The sequence below is a fragment of the Streptomyces sp. NBC_01381 genome (assembly GCF_026340305.1).
In the GTDB taxonomy this organism is placed as follows: domain Bacteria; phylum Actinomycetota; class Actinomycetes; order Streptomycetales; family Streptomycetaceae; genus Streptomyces.
Genome location: NZ_JAPEPI010000002.1, coordinates 1,431,106 through 1,444,700 on the forward strand (window position 1 = coordinate 1,431,106; position 13,595 = coordinate 1,444,700).

Sequence of the window (13,595 nt, forward strand, 5' to 3'; positions counted from 1 at the left end):
GCCGCCCGATCGCCGGCCTGGTGTGCGCCGGAGGGCTCGTCGTGGGTGCGAGGTGTCAGCGTTCCTCGTCGGGGGTCTCCGGGACGGCCGTCAGCCGCTCCGTCTCGTCCTGTATCTCAGCGGCGATCTTCTTGAGTTCCGGCTCGAACTTGCGGCCGTGGTGGGCGCAGAAGAGCAGTTCACCGCCGCTCAACAGGACGACGCGCAGGTATGCCTGGGCGCCGCAGCGGTCGCAGCGATCAGCGGCCGTCAGGGGGCTCGCGGGGGTCAGAACAGTAGTCACGTCGCCTCTTCTCTAGCTCGACGAGCTGTCGTACCAGGGTCAACATCCAACCAGGCCGAAAACGTTCCCGCTCGTGGCTTTTCCTCGAAGTTTTTTCCGAGGCGGCTGTCTGCTGCCGGTTGGCGGCGAATGTGCCGTATTGCGTCTCTTACGTGTCTTACGGTTTCGCGCTGTCTGTCAGGTCGGTCGTCCGCCGGCTGGCTTGCCGGTTGTTCATGAGGACGTGCCCGGAGCCTAAATGGTTCATGCCTGGAAGGGAACGTGACGTGCGCTTCACTCCATTGAGGGATCGAACAAGCGTGCGGCTCTGGACTAGTCTGAGTTGAGACGAGGGTGGCGTTACAACGGCTCTACCAGGCCTCGGTACCCTCTGACCGGCAACCGAAGCCGGGTCCTTACCCAAAAGGGCCCCCCTTGAAATTCAGCGAGGAGCGAACCGCGTGACCGCCGAGACGTCCGTGCCGTCCACAGCGTTGCTGACCGGAGCAGACCGGGACGGTTCCAACTACACCGCGCGGCACCTGCTCGTCCTGGAGGGGCTCGAGGCCGTTCGCAAGCGTCCGGGCATGTACATCGGGTCGACGGACAGCCGCGGCCTGATGCACTGCCTCTGGGAGATCATCGACAACTCCGTCGACGAGGCCCTGGGCGGCTACTGCGACCACATCGAAGTCATCCTCCACGACGACGCCTCCGTAGAGGTCCGGGACAACGGCCGAGGCATCCCGGTGGATGTCGAGCCCAAGACCGGCCTCTCCGGAGTCGAGGTCGTCATGACGAAGCTCCACGCGGGCGGAAAGTTCGGCGGTGGCTCGTACGCCGCCTCCGGCGGTCTGCACGGCGTGGGCGCCTCCGTGGTGAACGCCCTCTCCGCGCGCCTCGACGTGGAGGTGGACCGCGCGGGACACACCCACGCCATCAGCTTCCGGCGCGGTGTCCCCGGCGCCTTCGCCAAGTCCGGGCCCGACGCCGACTTCGACTCGTCGGCCAAGCTGCGCAAGGCGAAGAAGATCCCCAAGACCCGCACCGGCACCCGTGTGCGCTACTGGGCGGACCGCCAGATCTTCCTCAAGGACGCCAAGCTCAGCCTGGAGACGCTGCACCAGCGCGCCCGCCAGACCGCGTTCCTGGTGCCGGGCCTGACCATCGTCGTACGCGACGAGTACGGCCTCGGGGAAGGCGGCAGCAAGGGCGAGGAATCCTTCCGCTTCGACGGCGGCATCAGCGAGTTCTGCGAGTACCTCGCGCAGGACAAGGCCGTCTGCGACGTCCTCCGCTTCTCCGGCTCGGGCACCTTCAAGGAGACCGTGCCGGTCCTCGACGACCACGGCCAGATGACGCCCACCGAGGTCACCCGTGAGCTCGGTGTGGACGTGGCGATGCGCTGGGGCACCGGGTACGACACGACGCTCCGGTCCTTCGTCAACATCATCGCCACCCCCAAGGGCGGCACCCATGTGACCGGCTTCGAGCGCTCCCTCACCAAGACGATGAACGAGGCGCTGCGCACCCAGAAGGTGCTGCGCGTGGCCGAGGACGACATCGTCAAGGACGACGCTCTCGAAGGCCTGACGGCCGTCGTCACGGTCCGCCTCGCCGAGCCGCAGTTCGAGGGCCAGACCAAGGAGGTGCTCGGCACCTCGGCGGCCAACCGCATCGTCGCCAACGTCATCGCCAAGGAGCTCAAGGCGTTCCTCACGTCCACCAAGCGTGACGCGAAGGCCCAGGCGCGCTCCGTCATGGAGAAGGCGGTCGCGGCCGCCCGTACGCGCATCGCGGCCCGCCAGCACAAGGACGCCCAGCGCCGGAAGACGGCCCTGGAGTCCTCCTCGCTGCCCGCGAAGCTCGCCGACTGCCGCAGCGACGACGTGGAGCGCAGCGAGCTCTTCATCGTCGAGGGCGACTCCGCGCTCGGCACCGCCAAGCTGGCGCGGAACTCCGAGTTCCAGGCGCTCCTGCCGATCCGCGGCAAGATCCTCAACGTTCAGAAGGCGTCCGTGACGGACATGCTGAAGAACGCCGAGTGCGGCGCGATCATCCAGGTCATAGGAGCCGGGTCCGGCCGGACCTTCGACATCGACGCGGCGCGCTACGGAAAGATCATTCTCCTCGTCGACGCCGATGTCGACGGCGCGCACATCCGCATCCTGCTGCTGACGCTGTTCCAGCGCTATATGCGGCCCATGGTCGAGGCGGGCCGGGTGTTCGCCGCGGTGCCGCCGCTGCACCGCATCGAGCTCAGCCAGCCCAAGAAGGGCCAGGACAAGTACATCTACACGTATTCGGACCGTGAGCTGCGGGACACGCTGCTGGAGCTGCAGCGCAAGAACGTCCGGTACAAGGACTCCATCCAGCGGTACAAGGGTCTGGGCGAGATGGACGCCGACCAGCTGGCCGAGACCACGATGGACCCGCGCTACCGCACCCTGCGCCGCATCAACATCTCCGACCTGGAGTCCTCGGAGCAGGTCTTCGATCTGCTGATGGGCAACGACGTGGCGCCCCGCAAGGAATTCATCACGAGCTCCGCGGCGACGCTGGACCGCTCGCGCATCGACGCGTAGCGCTCGCGGCGATCGCACCGGGCGCGGAACGTGCGCGCGTTCCGCTCGGCGGTGCGCACTCCACCCGTGGGTGGAGCCTCAGGCTCCACCCACGTTCCACCCCTGCTCCGATCCCTCGACCAGGCCCTTTCCGTAGCGTCGAAGGCGTCGATCCTCACCGGATCGGCTCCGCTCTTCCTCGCACCCACGGAGGCCGTCATGTCCGGGCTCACCAACGCTCTGGTGATCTGCGCCGTCGTCGTCCTGGTGATCGCGCGTCAGTTCAAGGCGCAGCCGGTCACCGCGGACCGGCGCTGGTGGGCGATACCGGCCGTGCTGGTCTTCCTGGCCGTGCGCGAGCCCGGTCTGCTGGATCCGCACCACAGCGAGGTGTCCGTCGCCCTGCTCGGCGTGGAACTGCTCGTCGGCCTGGCCATGGGCTTCGGCTGGGCGCGCACCACACACGTGTGGACAGCGGCGGACGGTGTCGTGTGGAGCAAGGGGACCAAGGCCACCGCCGTCGTTTGGGGGGTCGGGATCGCGCTGCGGCTCGGTCTGTTCGGCATCGGCGCGATGCTCGGGGTGCGGCAGGGGACTGCCGCGCTGATGCTCGCCCTCGCGGCCACCCTCCTCGTCCGCAGCGGCGTCCTGGCGCAGCGGGCCGGCCTGCTCCGCCCCGCGTACGGTGTGGCGGACGCGGCGTACGAGCCGATGCGGAAGGACCCCGTGTGAACTCGGACCGGTGGATGGAATGGCCGTCCCGGGAAGCTCTCGCCCGGGAAGGGCTGAGCTTTGCCCGGCTGTGGTTCGTCAGGGTCCTGCGGGTGCTGATCCTCGCCGTTCTGCTGTGGGAGGCGTTCCACCAGGACAGAGGCTGGCGTCTGGTCGCCGGGGTCGCGCTGGTCGTGCTCTGCGGCGGGCTCGGCTGGGCCTTCTTCCGTACGTCGTTCGACCACCGGCTCTGGCCGTCGCTGGTCCTGCTCGTGCTGCTGATCGCGGCGGCGTATGCGGCGGCGCTGGGCGACTGGCGGGCCCTTGCGCTCGTCCTGTGGTGCGGGACGGCGGTCGCGGCCCTGGAGCGGTTGCCACTGGCGGCGGGCGTGGCCTGTGTCGTTGTCTCGCTGAGTGCCTTCGCCGTGTACAACACGGACAACTGGCTGGTCACCGGCCTGATCGTCGTCGGGCTCGCGCTCGCCGGGTACACGCTGCGGCTCGACGCCGAGGCGCGCGGGAGCACGCAGCGGATGCTCGCCCAGGAGCGGGCCGCCCGTGTCGCGGAGGCCGAGACGGCGGCGCTCGCCGAGCGGGCCCGCATCGCACGGGAGATCCATGACGTCCTTGCGCACAGCCTCTCGGCGCAACTCGTCCACCTCGAGGCGGCACGTCTGCTGATCGAGGGGGAGGCGACGCGCGAGCAGATACTGGACCGCGTCGTGGCGGCACGGTCCATGGCTCGCGAAGGGCTCGCGGAGACCCGGCAGGCGCTCTCGGCGCTGCGGGGCGAGCTGACGCCGGTCGAGGACTTCCTGCGCGAGCTGGTCGCGTCGGACGGCGCATCGGTGGCTGTCACGGGGGCGCGGCGTGCCCTGCCCGCCGAGGCGTCGCAGGCGGTGCGCAGAGTCGCGCAGGAGGCCGTGACGAATGTGCGCAAGCACGCGCCGGGCGCCAAGGTGACCGTCCTGCTCGATTACGGCGAGGGCGAAGTGACCCTGGACATACGCGATTCGGGCGCGCCGCCGGGTGAACTGGCCACCTCCGGGGCCGGGTACGGTCTGCTCGGGATGCGGGAGCGGGCCGAGTTGCTGGGCGGCTCCCTGATGGCAGGGCCGGGCGAGGAGGGCTTCGTCGTGACGCTGAAGGTGCCCACATGACCGCGGAGAGCGGCGCCAAGGCGCCGGCGCGCGTCGTGGTGGTCGACGATCAGACCGTGGTGCGCGAGGGGATCGTGATGCTGCTCGGGCTGCTGCCCGGTATCGAGGTCGTGGGCTCCGGGGGCGACGGCGAGGAGGCCGTGCGGCTGGTCGCCGAACTGGCCCCGGACGTCGTCCTGATGGACCTGCGCATGCCCCGGGTCGACGGTGCGGAGGCCACCCGCCGCATCCGTGCCGAGTACCCGGGAACGCAGGTGGTCGTGCTCACCACATACGCCGACGACGATTCACTCTTCCCCGCACTGAGGGCGGGCGCGCGCGGCTATCTCACCAAGGACGCGGGCGGGGACGAGATCGTGCGGGCCGTCGAGGACGTGCTCTCGGGGGACGCGGGGCTCTCGCCGCAGATTCAGCGGCGGCTGCTCGAGCGGCTGGCCGAGTCCGAGCAGCCCCCGGCCGCGCCGGAGCCGCCCGACGGCCTCACCACGCGCGAGACCGAAGTGCTCGTCCTGATCGCCGAGGGGATGACGAACCAGGAGATCGCCCGTGAGATGCACGTCTCGACGGCGACGGTGAAGACGCACATCAACAACCTCTTCGCCAAGACAGGCATCAAGGACCGTGCGCAGGCCGTGCGTTACGCCTACCGGCACGGTCTGGCGAAGCCGCCGGGAGCCGCTCTCGCGTGAGTAGGGGCTTCGGCCGGTCGGCGAACGACACCTCCGGAGCTGATGAGCCTTCACCTGATGGGGTGAAGAGAAGGGAGAGAAGAGTCAGGGATCTTCCCGATCTGTCCATCCTTGGGCACGCGGCCGAACAAGGCTGCGGACAAGGAGAGTTCGGTGGAGAAGCACGACGGGCGCGACGCCGGGCAGGCACGGACCGGTGATCTCAAAGATCCCTGGTACGACGCGCTTGCCTCAGGCTGGGGCGAGTTGGACGGCACGGGCGCGCCGGCCCCCGTGGTGCCGCCCCAGGCCGCGCCGGACCGGAGCGCGAGCGCGGCCGACATCTATCTGGAGGTCCAGCACAGCGCGGCCTTCCAGGAGGTGCGGGGCCGGTACCGGCGGTTCGTCGTCCCGGCCGTGGCGGTCTTCTTCACCTGGTACGTCGCCTACGTCGTGACGGCCACGACGGCTCCTGGTCTCATGGCGCGGCCCGTCACGGGGTCCGTGAATGTCGCGATGCTCGCGGGCCTCGGACAGTTCCTCACGACCTTCCTGCTGACCTGGGCGTATGCCCGGCACGCCCGGCTGCGCAGGGATCGCCCGGCGCTGGACCTGCGCTGGGCCGTGTTCGAGCAGAAGCGGGAGCAGGACCAGCGAAGAGAACAGGAGCGGGCCCGGGGGAGCGAGCGATGACCGGCGATCATCAGACACTCGCGCTGCTGCTGTTCGGCGTGTTCGTGTCCGTCACGCTCGCGATCACGACGTGGGTGAGCCGCAACCGGCATGGCTCGGCGGAAGAGTTCTATGCCGGCGGGCGGCTCTTCTCGCCCATGGAGAATGGTTTCGCCATCGCGGGCGACTACATGTCGGCCGCCTCCTTCCTCGGCATCTCCGGGCTGATCGCGCTGTTCGGCTACGACGGGCTGCTGTACTCGGTGGGGTTCCTCGTCGCGTGGCTCGTCGTGCTCTTCCTCGTGGCCGAACTGGTGCGCAACTGCGGTCGGTTCACGCTCGCCGACGTCGTCGCCGCCCGGATGAGGGAGCGGCCCGTGCGCATCGCCGCGGGAACTTCCTCGGTGACCGTGTCCGTTCTCTATCTGGTGGCGCAGATGGTGGGGGCCGGCTCACTGGTGGCGCTGCTGCTGGGCGGGACGAGCGGGGCGGCGCAGGCCTGGACGGTGATCGGCGTCGGCGCGCTCATGGTCATCTATGTGTCGTTGGGAGGGATGCGGGCCACCACCTGGATCCAGATCGTCAAGGCGGTCCTGCTGATGTGTGGCGCGATCGCACTGACCGTGCTCGTGCTTGTGAGGTTCCACGGCGACTTCGACCAGTTGCTGCGGACGGCGGCCGATCGCAGCGGGCACGGCAGCCAGTTCCTCGCGCCCGGGCTGAAGTACGGCGGCGACTGGACCGCGCGCCTCGACTTCATCAGCCTCGGCCTCGCGCTCGTCCTCGGCACGGCCGGGCTGCCACACATCCTGTCCCGCTTCTACACGGTGCCGACCGCGCGGGCCGCGCGCCGCTCGGTCGTCTGGTCCATCGGGCTCATCGGCAGCTTCTACCTGATGACGATCGTGCTCGGCTTCGGTGCCGCCGCGATCGTGGGCTCCGATGCCGTCCGCGGGTCGAACGCCGCGGGCAACACGGCGGTTCCGCTGCTCGCGCTCGATCTGGGAGGTGGTGCGGATTCCACAGGCGGAACGGTTCTCTTCGCGATGGTCGCCGCCATCGCCTTCGCCACGATCCTCGCCGTGGTCGCCGGGATCACGCTCGCCTCCTCGGCGTCCGTGGCCCACGATCTGTACGCGTCGCTGCGGCGCAAGCACGCCAAGCCGCGCAGCGAGGTGGCGGTGGCGCGGGTCGCCGCGGCCGGGATCGGCGTGGTCGCGATCGGCCTGGGGCTGCTCGCGCGTGACCTCAATGTGGCGTTCCTGGTTGGCCTGGCCTTCGCCGTCGCCGCGTCCGCCAATCTGCCTGTGCTGCTCTACTCGCTGTTCTGGCGGAACTTCACCACACGGGGCGCCGTCTGGTCGGTGTACGGGGGCCTGCTGCCCTCCCTGGTGCTGGTTCTGCTGTCACCCGTCGTCTCCGGCGGCCCGAACTCGCTCTTCCCTGGGGTGGACTTCCAGTACTTCCCCCTGGAGAACCCGGGGCTCGCCTCCATCCCGCTGGGCTTCCTCGCCGGATGGCTGGGCACCGTCACCTCGTCGGAGCCCGCGGACGAGGCCAAGCACGCGGAGACGGAAGTACGGTCGCTCACCGGGGCGGGAGCGGTGTAGCAGTCATGTAGCGGCCCGGTGCGTCTAGGAGTGGCTGGACGTCCACTCATAGCGGTGCTCCGGGCGGCCCGTGTCGCCGTACTTGAGACTCAGCCGCACGCGGCCCGAGCGCTCCAGGAGCTTCAGATAGCGCTGCGCCGTCTGCCGGCTCAGCCGGGTGCGGTTGGCCAACTCCTGTGCGGAGAGCGGCCCTTCGGCGCCCATCAGCGCCCTGCGGACCAGCTCGGCCGTCGTAGGGGAGTGCCCTTTGGGCAGCTCCGGAGCGGGAGTCGCCGACAGGGCGCCGAAGATCCGGTCGACCTCGGCCTGTTCGGCCTCGCCGCCGCCGTCCAGGGTGCGCCGCAGCGTCGCGTACGCCTCGAGCTTGGCGCGAAGCCCCGCGTAGGAGAACGGCTTGACCAGGTACTGCAGGGCACCGTGCCGCATCGCGGCCTGGACCGTGGCGACATCGCGTGCGGCCGTCACCATGATCACGTCGGTCTGGTGGCCGCGCTCGCGCAACGTACGGACGACCGAGAGCCCCGTCTCGTCCGGCAGATAGTGGTCGAGCAGCACCAGGTCGATGGGGAGCTCCTCGACGATCCGCAGCGCCTCGGCGGCACTGTGGGCCTTCGCGGCCACACGGAAGCCGGGGACCTTCGCCACGTAGGCGGCGTTGACATCCGCGACGCGGACGTCGTCGTCCACGACGAGCACCTCGATCATCGTGCCTCCTCCGTGGGGGCCAGCTCGGCCTGGGCGAGCGCTTCGGGCAGGACGACGGTGAACTCGGCGCCCCCGTCGGGCGAGGCGCCGGCCCGCACGCTGCCGCCCTGGCGCTCGGCGAGCCTGCGCACCAGAGCGAGCCCGATGCCGCGCTTGCCGTGCGCCGGAGGCTCCTTGGTGGACCACCCCTCAGTGAAGATCGTCTCGCGTCGGTCGGCGGGCACGCCAGGGCCCGTGTCGCGCACCTGGAGGACGACGGCACGTCCCTCGGAACGGACATCGACCTCCACGCGCGCGTGCGGGGTGCCCGCCGCGGCGTCGAGCGCGTTGTCCACGAGGTTGCCGACGGTGGTGACGAGGCCGCCCGGGTCGATCAGCCGGTCGGGCAGTGCGGTGTCGCGCGGGACGGCGAGCACGACGCCGCGCTCGGCGGCGACGGTGGCCTTGCCCACCAGGAGGGCGGCGAGCAGCGGATCGCCGATCTTCTCCGTGATCTGCTCGGCGGTCACCCGGTGCGCGCCGGCCACCTCGCCGACGAACTCCGCCGCCTCCTCGTACATCTCGAGCTCCAGGAGGCCGAGCAGCGTGTGCATGCGGTTGGCATGCTCGTGGTCCTGGGCGCGCAGCGCGTCGATGAGGCCGCGGGTGGAGTCCAGTTCACGGCCCAGCTGCTCCAGTTCGGTGCGGTCACGCAGGGTGGCCACGGCGCCGCCGTCGTCCGTGGGCATGCGGTTGGCGACCAGTACGCGCTGACCGCGGACGGTCAGCAGGTCGGTGCCGCTGACCCGTCCGGCGAGCACATCGGTCGTACGCCCTGGGCCGAGCGCGGTGTCCAGGGGCTGTCCGATGGCCTCGGGACCGAGGCCGAGGAGGCGCTGGGCCTCGTCGTTCAGGAGGCGGATCCGGCCGGCGCGGTCCAGGGCGACCACGCCCTCACGGATGCTGTGCAGCATGGCCTCGCGTTCCGCGAGGAGCGCTGAAATATCGGAGAAGGCCAGGTCACGGGTCTGTCGCTGCACTCGGCGTGAGATCAGGTAGGCGGCGAGCGCCCCCACGGCGAGCGCGCCGCCCGCGTAGGCGAAGAGGCCGGGGATCGCATGGATGAGCCGGGCGCGGACACTGTCGTACTCGATGCCTACGGAGACGGCGCCCACGATGTTCCCGTCGATGTCCCGCAGCGGCACCTTGCCGCGGGCCGAGCGGCCCAGGGTGCCGTTGTCGATCTCCATGACCTCGTCGCCTGCGAGCGCTTCGCTGGGGTCGGTCGAGACGACCCTGCCGATCTCGTCGCGGTCGGTGTGGGACCAGCGCACCCCGTCCTTGTTCATGATCACGACGTACTCGGCGCCGCTTGCGCGCCGGATCCGTTCCGCTTCCGTCTGCACGGGCCCGTCGGCCGTGGGCCTGGAGGAGCTCAGGTCGTCGGCGATCTGCGGCTGGGCCGCCGTCGTCTGCGCGATGGCGAGCGCGCGGCGCATCGCCTGGTCGTCCAGCTGATCGCTGAGCGGTGCGAGGAAGAGCCCGGTGGCCAGCACGGCGACCCCGGCGGCGATCGCCAACTGCATCAGCAGGACCTGCGAGAAGACGCGCCGGGGCAGGCCTAGGCGGAGTCGTCGGGCAGGGGAGGTCGGGCTCATGTGTACGAACGGTACGGCGACGGGTGGGCTACTCCGAAGTCACTGTGGTGGGGATCTCGCCCCAGGCCCCGTGCATCGCGACCTCGCGCACCGCCACCACGTCCATCCGGGCCGGGGCCGCCGGCGCCGCGCCGCAGCTCTCGGGGCGTGGCGGCAGCGAGGCGCCCTGGGCGACGGTCACTCGCCAGCGACGGCCGTCGGTGTGGGCGACGGTCACCTCCCAGCGCGGGGCCGAGCCGTCCGTCCTGGCCACGCTCAGCGCGCCCACGGCGTCCTCGCCGGTCGAGGTGCGCACCGCGAGCTCGGCGGCCTGTCCGGGGCGGTCCCAGGCGGACCTGCCCCGGCATCCCTCGGTGACGACGCGTCCCGTACGCACCGCTTCGAGGATCTCCTTGACGGAGTGCGTCTCGGACCGGCCGTACGCGTACCCGTGCGGCAGGACGAGCAGCGTGGGGGAGAAGCGGTGACCACCCAGATGAGTGACTTCCCAGACGCCCTGTTCACCGGCGGCGGCGAGCTGGGCGGCGAGGGGCCTGCCGAGGAGCGCGCAGCAGCGGTCGCGTTTGCCGTTCGTGCAGACCAGGGCCAGCGGGGCGCCCGTGTGCGGGGTGCCGAACCCGCCGTGGTCGCCCGCGCCCAGTGCGGTGAAGTCGAGGTCGAGCAATCGTGCCGGTTCGTCGGTGACGTGGCCGCGCAGCCAGGCGTTGCCCGGCGTGGTGTGGGCCACGTACACCCGGCGCCGGGCGGGCTCGTGGCAGTCGGCGTGGCGCCCCGGGCGCCGGATGAGGGCGACCCGTACGCCGGTCCCCTCGGCGGCCGCCTCGAGGGCGCGGCCGACCTCCGGGTCCAGATGGCTGGATGTGAGCGCTTTGGCGCCCCAGGGGCCCGGCTGTTCAAGCAGCAGCCAGGTCCTGGCGGTGGCCGCGGTACCCGCGAGAGGCTCGTCCAGATCCCGCGAAGCGGTGGCGCACGTACTCACAGAGGGGAGCCTAACCCGCGCTGCTCGAGTGCGATTCAGCCGTCCTGGGGCGTGGGCACCGGCTGGGGCGGCCGCAGTCCGACGTACTGCCCGCTGGGGCGCATGCGCAGCGGCCGCTCGCCGTACTCCTCCAGGGCATGGGCGATCCAGCCGGCCGTGCGCGCCACCGCGAAGATCGTCTCGCCGGCCTCGGCGGGCATCCCGGAGGACGCGGTCAGGACGGCGAGGGCGAGGTCGACATTGGCGTGCAGGTCCGTGTGGCGCGCGGTGGTGGCCACCACGTCACGGGCCGCCGCCAGGGCGGGACCGGCCTTGGGGATCTCCTCCAGGAGGGCGAACAGGGCCACCGCGCGCGGGTCGTCGCCCGGATAGAGGCGGTGGCCGAGCCCCGGTACGCGGCGTCCGGCGCGGAGTTCGTCCGCCACTACAGGGGCCGCGCTGCCGCGGTCGAGCACGTCGAGGAGCATGCGGTGGGCGAGGCCGCTGGCGGCGCCGTGCAGCGGGCCCTCCAGGACGCCGAGGCCGGCCGAGACGGCCGCGTACGGGTGGGCGCGCGCGGAGGCGGCGACGCGGACGGCGAGCGTCGACGCGGCGAGGTCGTGGTCGACGAGGAGCGCGAGTGCGGTGTCCAGGACGCGCAGGGTGGCTTCGTCGGGCTTCCGGCCGGTCAGGCGTGCCCAGAGGCGGCGGGCCAGGGGGCCCTCGTCCTGGTACGTGCGTGGGATCGGTGGGAGCGCGGTCACGAGGGTGGGGATGAGGGTGCGCGCGGTGCCGATGACGGCTTCTTCGGAGAGGTCGAAGCGGAGGGGGTCCGCGGCCGCGGCCGAGATGGCGGCGACCCGCAGGCGGTCGGTCGGGCCGCTGTGCTCGGGCAGCGCGTCGACGGCTCGGCGCGCCGCGAGAGCGGTCTCCTCGGGGGCCGTGAAACGGATCCCGGGGCGCAGGGTGCCGGTCCAGAGCCACTCGGCGACCTCTTCGTAGGAGTACGCCAGGGCGAGCTCCACCGCGTCGACGCCGCGGAAGTAGTAGCGGTCCTTGTCGATGAGCGTGATGCGGGTCCGTACGGAGAGTTCGCTGCTCGCGGAGGCCGCGGCGGGCTCCCTGCGGTTCTTGCGGGCCAGCGACTCGACCTCCTTGGCGTCGAAGGTGCTGCCCCGGGAGCCGGGGCCACGACGGCTGCTGAGCTGGCCGCGGCTCACGTACGCGTACACCGTCTCTGGCTTCACGCCGAGCAGCTCCGCGGCTTCCCGGGTGTTCAGCCGGCGGCCTTCGCGGGCGGCTTCCTGATCCGTCATGGGCGACACCGTATCCACATCGAGCAGACATTGAGTCAATCAATATTGACAGCTACTAAGTCAAGCATGGACAGTCGAATCAAGTCCAGGGAGGAAGTCGAGGAAGAACATGCCGATCAATGGCTCCACCACCACCCCCACCGGTCCCGTGGAGGTCCCCCGCGGACTCGCCGGCGTCGTCGTGACCGAGACCCGGCTCGGAGACGTCAGGGGATCCGAGGGCTTCTACCACTACCGCCAGTACTCGGCCGTCGAACTCGCGCAGACCCGCGGCTTCGAGGACGTATGGCACCTGATGTTCCACGGCGAGCTGCCGGACGCGGCGCACCGGACGGCCTTCGCCGCGCGGACCGCTTCCCTGCGGCACCTGCCCGACGAGGTGCGCGCCGCGCTGCCCGCCATAGCCAGCGCCAGTGCCCTGTCGGGGCCGCTCTCCGGGCTGCGCACCGCGCTCTCGCTCTTCGGGGCGGCGCGGGGCTTCCGCCCGGTGTACGACATCGACGGTGACCGGCGCCGTGCGGACGCCATGGCCGCGTCCGCCGTGGTGCCGACCCTGCTCACCGCGCTGTACCGCCTTGGCCAGGGCCTCGACCCCGTCGAGCCGCGCGAAGACCTCTCCTATGCCGCCAACTACCTCTACATGCTGACTGGTTCGGAGCCGGAGCCGGACCGCGCGCGGGCGATCGAGCAGTACTTGATCTCAACCATTGACCACGGCTTCAACGCGTCAACCTTCACGGCCCGGGTCATCACATCGACCGGCGCGGATGTGGCGGCCTGCCTGGTGGGAGCCGTCGGCGCGCTGTCCGGGCCGCTGCACGGCGGGGCGCCGAGCCGGGCCCTCGACACCCTCGATGCGATCGGCACCCCCGACCGCATCGACGGCTGGATCCGCGAGCGGGTCCTCGCGGGGGACCGCATCATGGGCTTCGGGCACCCCGTCTACCGCACCGAGGACCCGCGCTCGCGCATGCTGCGGGGCATCGCGCGGCAATTCGGCGGGCCGATGGTGGAGTTCGCGGTCGAGGTCGAGCGCCAGGTCGAGGCGATCCTCGCCGAGCTGAAGCCGGGACGTGAGCTGCACACGAACGTGGAGTTCTACGCGGGCGTCGTCATGGAGCTGTGCGGCCTGCCTCGCGAGATGTTCACGCCGACGTTCGCGGCGGCGCGGGTGGTGGGCTGGGGGGCCAACATCCTGGAGCAAGCGGAGGACTCGAAGATCATTCGGCCTGCGGCGCGGTATGTGGGGCCTGTTCCGCCGGAGCCGGTGCCGGTAGTGCCGGTGGCCTGACGCACATATGAGGTCCGGCGGCGATCGCGCGCCGGACCCCA

General features: G+C 70.8%; 12 protein-coding genes. 7 read left to right on the forward strand and 5 right to left on the reverse strand.

Annotation, left to right across the window (positions count from 1 at the left end; translation table 11 throughout):
* Positions 1 to 55: 55 nt before the first annotated feature.
* Positions 56 to 283 (reverse strand): hypothetical protein, encoded by a 228-nt coding sequence (locus OG453_RS28150; RefSeq protein ID WP_135330770.1) that lies wholly within the window; start codon positions 281 to 283, stop codon positions 56 to 58.
* 440 nt (positions 284 to 723) lie between these two features.
* Here OG453_RS28150 and OG453_RS28155 point away from each other — a divergent pair, with 440 nt between their 5' ends.
* The 6 genes from OG453_RS28155 to OG453_RS28180 all read left to right on the forward strand — a co-directional run bounded on the left by OG453_RS28155 (position 724) and on the right by OG453_RS28180 (position 7,647).
* Complete coding sequence (locus OG453_RS28155; protein ID WP_266871318.1) at positions 724 to 2,847, forward strand: type IIA DNA topoisomerase subunit B; 2,124 nt, start codon at positions 724 to 726, stop codon at positions 2,845 to 2,847.
* Between the two features lie 198 nt (positions 2,848 to 3,045).
* Positions 3,046 to 3,558, forward strand: coding sequence for a DUF1453 domain-containing protein (locus OG453_RS28160; RefSeq protein WP_266873157.1), 513 nt, complete (start codon positions 3,046 to 3,048; stop codon positions 3,556 to 3,558).
* Between the two features lie 14 nt (positions 3,559 to 3,572).
* Complete coding sequence (locus OG453_RS28165; protein WP_266873158.1) at positions 3,573 to 4,697, forward strand: sensor histidine kinase; 1,125 nt, start codon at positions 3,573 to 3,575, stop codon at positions 4,695 to 4,697.
* On the forward strand, positions 4,694 to 5,386 hold the full coding sequence (locus OG453_RS28170; RefSeq protein ID WP_266871319.1) for a response regulator transcription factor: 693 nt from the start codon (positions 4,694 to 4,696) through the stop codon (positions 5,384 to 5,386). Before OG453_RS28165 ends, OG453_RS28170 begins: the two co-directional genes overlap by 4 nt.
* 153 nt (positions 5,387 to 5,539) lie before the next feature.
* Positions 5,540 to 6,058 (forward strand): DUF485 domain-containing protein, encoded by a 519-nt coding sequence (locus OG453_RS28175; RefSeq protein WP_266871320.1) that lies wholly within the window; start codon positions 5,540 to 5,542, stop codon positions 6,056 to 6,058.
* On the forward strand, positions 6,055 to 7,647 hold the full coding sequence (locus OG453_RS28180; protein WP_266871321.1) for a cation acetate symporter: 1,593 nt from the start codon (positions 6,055 to 6,057) through the stop codon (positions 7,645 to 7,647). The genes OG453_RS28175 and OG453_RS28180 overlap by 4 nt, the downstream gene beginning before the upstream one ends.
* Before the next feature lie 24 nt (positions 7,648 to 7,671).
* On the opposite strand, the gene OG453_RS28185 is transcribed toward OG453_RS28180, so the two are convergent.
* Genes OG453_RS28185 through OG453_RS28200 form a run of 4 tightly spaced genes read right to left on the reverse strand, consistent with a single transcriptional unit; the run spans position 7,672 to position 12,263 of the window.
* Positions 7,672 to 8,352 (reverse strand): response regulator, encoded by a 681-nt coding sequence (locus OG453_RS28185; protein ID WP_266871323.1) that lies wholly within the window; start codon positions 8,350 to 8,352, stop codon positions 7,672 to 7,674.
* A complete protein-coding gene (locus OG453_RS28190) occupies positions 8,349 to 9,989 on the reverse strand; it encodes a sensor histidine kinase (RefSeq protein ID WP_266871324.1) in 1,641 nt (546 codons plus the stop codon). Before OG453_RS28190 ends, OG453_RS28185 begins: the two co-directional genes overlap by 4 nt.
* A gap of 28 nt (positions 9,990 to 10,017) precedes the next feature.
* Positions 10,018 to 10,968: a sucrase ferredoxin gene (locus OG453_RS28195; RefSeq protein WP_266871325.1), complete on the reverse strand. Its 951-nt coding sequence runs from the start codon at positions 10,966 to 10,968 to the stop codon at positions 10,018 to 10,020.
* Positions 10,969 to 11,003: 35 nt separating this feature from the next.
* Positions 11,004 to 12,263, reverse strand: coding sequence for a citrate synthase family protein (locus tag OG453_RS28200; RefSeq protein WP_266871326.1), 1,260 nt, complete (start codon positions 12,261 to 12,263; stop codon positions 11,004 to 11,006).
* A gap of 109 nt (positions 12,264 to 12,372) precedes the next feature.
* On the opposite strand from OG453_RS28200, the gene OG453_RS28205 reads away from it, so the two are divergent.
* Positions 12,373 to 13,554, forward strand: coding sequence for a citrate synthase/methylcitrate synthase (locus OG453_RS28205; RefSeq protein ID WP_266871327.1), 1,182 nt, complete (start codon positions 12,373 to 12,375; stop codon positions 13,552 to 13,554).
* Positions 13,555 to 13,595: the final 41 nt, after the last annotated feature.

What these genes read in the sequence shown, in the direction of transcription:
- OG453_RS28160 (WP_266873157.1), top strand. Translation starts at nt 3,046, where the DNA reads ATGTCCGGGCTCACCAACGCTCTGGTGATCTGCGCCGTCGTCGTCCTG.
- OG453_RS28165 (WP_266873158.1), top strand. Translation starts at nt 3,573, where the DNA reads ATGGAATGGCCGTCCCGGGAAGCTCTCGCCCGGGAAGGGCTGAGCTTT.
- OG453_RS28170 (WP_266871319.1), top strand. Translation starts at nt 4,694, where the DNA reads ATGACCGCGGAGAGCGGCGCCAAGGCGCCGGCGCGCGTCGTGGTGGTC.
- OG453_RS28180 (WP_266871321.1), top strand. Translation starts at nt 6,055, where the DNA reads ATGACCGGCGATCATCAGACACTCGCGCTGCTGCTGTTCGGCGTGTTC.
- OG453_RS28185 (WP_266871323.1), bottom strand. Translation starts at nt 8,352, where the DNA reads ATGATCGAGGTGCTCGTCGTGGACGACGACGTCCGCGTCGCGGATGTC.
- OG453_RS28190 (WP_266871324.1), bottom strand. Translation starts at nt 9,989, where the DNA reads ATGAGCCCGACCTCCCCTGCCCGACGACTCCGCCTAGGCCTGCCCCGG.
- OG453_RS28200 (WP_266871326.1), bottom strand. Translation starts at nt 12,263, where the DNA reads ATGACGGATCAGGAAGCCGCCCGCGAAGGCCGCCGGCTGAACACCCGG.
- OG453_RS28205 (WP_266871327.1), top strand. Translation starts at nt 12,373, where the DNA reads ATGCCGATCAATGGCTCCACCACCACCCCCACCGGTCCCGTGGAGGTC.